Source organism: Synechococcus sp. CS-1332 (assembly GCF_025127995.1).
Classification (GTDB): Bacteria; Cyanobacteriota; Cyanobacteriia; order PCC-6307; family Cyanobiaceae; genus Cyanobium.
Window position 1 is genome coordinate 1 of record NZ_JAHLYP010000023.1, and the last position, 2456, is coordinate 2456.

Annotated in this window: 3 protein-coding genes; all 3 read right to left on the reverse strand. The window is 61.0% G+C overall.

The window, feature by feature from the left end; all coding sequences use genetic code 11:
- Window positions 1–48 precede the first annotated feature (48 nt).
- Window positions 49–567, reverse strand: coding sequence for a phycocyanin subunit beta (locus tag KQ305_RS04965; RefSeq protein ID WP_216910932.1), 519 nt, complete (start codon window positions 565–567; stop codon window positions 49–51).
- Window positions 568–908: 341 nt separating this feature from the next.
- Window positions 909–1760, reverse strand: a complete 852-nt coding sequence (locus KQ305_RS04970; RefSeq protein ID WP_259724325.1) for a phycobilisome linker polypeptide — start codon at window positions 1758–1760, stop codon at window positions 909–911.
- Window positions 1761–1952: 192 nt separating this feature from the next.
- A complete protein-coding gene (cpcA, locus tag KQ305_RS04975) occupies window positions 1953–2441 on the reverse strand; it encodes a phycocyanin subunit alpha (protein ID WP_259724326.1) in 489 nt (162 codons plus the stop codon).
- Window positions 2442–2456 lie beyond the last annotated feature (15 nt).

The following is a 2456-nucleotide window of genomic DNA, read 5'->3' on the forward strand; positions in this document are numbered from 1 at the left end:
CATGAGAAGGGGGTTGGATGGGAAGGAGAACCGAACGATGAAGCGCGATCAGGCGACAGCAGCAGCTGCGCGATCGAAGTAGGTGCCGATTTCGGACATCAGGGAGGAGCAGTCGCCCTGGGTGATGCCGTTGCGATCGTTAGCGATGGCGATGGCGGCGTCCTTCATCTTGCGGATGCCTTCGGCCACGGAAGCGCCGGGGACGCCGAGGGCCAGATAGGTTTCGCGGAGGCCGTTGAGGCAACGGTCTTCGAGGACGGAAGCGTCACCGGTGAAGACGGCGTAGGTGACGTAGCGGAGAACGATCTCCATGTCGCGCAGGCAGGCAGCCATGCGGCGATGGGTGTAAGCGTTGCCGCCGGGGGCGATCAAGGCGGGCTGTTGGTCGAACAGCTCGCGAGCCGCGTTGGTGACGATCTTGGAAGCGTTGGAGGTGATGCGATTCACGGCATCCATACGCTTGAAGCTGTCAGCGACGACGCCGGAAAGGGCATCGATCTGACCAGCGTTGAGGAATTCGCCGCGGGCATCAGCCTGAGCAACGACCTTGGTGAAAGCGTCGAACATTGAGTTAGCTCCTGTTCTCGACGTCGAACGTCGGGCTTTGGGTGGGTAAGGGGGGTGGGAACGCCAAAGACGTTCACCTGTGCTGGGCACGGGCCTATTGTCAGAAAGAATCGCTCCAGGATCCGTTAAGTTTACAAAGGGTCATCTGCAGCGGCTCAATTCCTCTGGCTGGTTGCAGTCGTGAGGCTGTTGGGTAAGTCATCTGGCCTCTCATCTGTGCCTTGCTGAACAATCGATGCGAGGCTCTCCTGGCGCGCGTGCGTGCACCAGAGCCATGAAAAACCCCCTTCGACGTGATGCCGAGGGGGTGAAGTCGTGCGAGGAAGCCAGGGACCTTGCGGTCAGTTCACCGGGCTTACGCTGGCGACCCGGCCGCCCTGACGGTGGATCATCTGCTGGGCCTCCAGCAGTTTGTTGAAGGGCACGAAGCGAACGGTGTTGCTGCGCTTGTGCAGGCGGTACTCGCTCAGTCCGGTGACTTCGATGCGATAAACCTTGGCTCTTTGGCCGATCCCCTTGGCCATCTTGGTGATCGATTCATTGGCCACCCGGCTGGGCTGGTAGGCCGATCCCTTGGCGTTGGGGCTCACCACTGGAACGGCGCGGTCCTGGTGCAGGGCTTTACCGAGTCGGAAGTTGGTGCCGGCGGTATCCCCCTTCACCGAAGCGGCGGCGCCCCGGGCCAGCTGCATCAGCCAGGAGAACTGACGCCCCTGCTGGCCGGCAGAGTAGTCCCATCCCGTCAGATAGGGCACCACCTCTTCCCCGAAGCGCTCCTGATACTCGGCACTGTCGATATAGGAATCGATTTCAGCTTCCACACCCTCTTCCTGCAGGATGGTGAAGTGGTGCAGCATCTCCGCCTTGTTCTGGGGGGCCCTGCCCAGCAGATGCTTGAAGTTCAGCTCGATGAAATGATAGGGATTGCAATTCTCGAAGAACTTTGCTCGGTACAGGCCACTTTTGGCCACGGCACGCACAAATTCGCGAACGCTCAGATAGCCGTTACGGAACAGTGACTCGGCGCCCTCAAGGCGCTCGCTCTCCATGATGTATTGACGACCGAGCACCTGCTGATAGACCGTGCGGATGATGGTGGTCTTGTCCTGGTCGGACGCATTCGACCAGTTTTCCTTGTTGCGGTCGTTCGCGAAGCGTTCGATGCCCAAATAGGGTGCATTGACGAGGGTCATGGATGGCGGGCCAGAAGGGGGGAGGACTGCACGCGTACGGTGCACCGTTCTGATCTTATGAGGAAGTCAGCACAGAGTTTCGCCAGACGGCTCGATCGTTACAGCACCCGATCCCACCGGGCCTTCGCCCTAGGGAGTGTCCAAAAAAAAGGGTCCCCGAAGGGACCCAGAGGGATCGAAGACCGAAGCGACTCAAACGAGGGCGCCGATGGCGTAATCGATGTAGTTGTTGGCGATGACGCCGGCGTCGCCGGAGATACCGTGGTTGGCCTTGATGTAGCTCAGGGCTTCCACGTACCAGGAGGGGGAGAGCTCGAAGGTGCGGTTGATCTCGTCGAGACCAGCCACGAGGTACTCATCCATGGGGCCGGTGCCACCAGCCACGAGGCAGTAGGTGACCATGCGGAGGTAGTAACCGATGTCACGGGCACACTTGGCCTTGCCGCGGGCGTCGGAGGCGTAGTTGCTCCCCTGCATCTGGGTGGTGTAGGGGAACTTGTTGTAGACGGCCTGGGCGGCGCCGTTCACCAGGGAGTCGGCGTTGGCGGTGAGGGCCTTGGCAGCTTCCAGGGCGTTCTTGGCGCGCTCGAAGCGACCGAAGGCGGCGTTGAGCTCGGTGTTGGACAGGAAGCGGCCCTGGGAATCAGCGGCTGCGACGGCCTCGGTGAGGGGAGTCTTCATGAGAAGGGGGTTGGA

Bases quoted from the DNA above. Each gene is read 5' to 3' on its own strand.
- KQ305_RS04965 (WP_216910932.1), bottom strand. From the start codon at position 567: ATGTTCGACGCTTTCACCAAGGTCGTTGCTCAGGCTGATGCCCGCGGC.
- KQ305_RS04970 (WP_259724325.1), bottom strand. From the start codon at position 1,760: ATGACCCTCGTCAATGCACCCTATTTGGGCATCGAACGCTTCGCGAAC.
- cpcA (WP_259724326.1), bottom strand. From the start codon at position 2,441: ATGAAGACTCCCCTCACCGAGGCCGTCGCAGCCGCTGATTCCCAGGGC.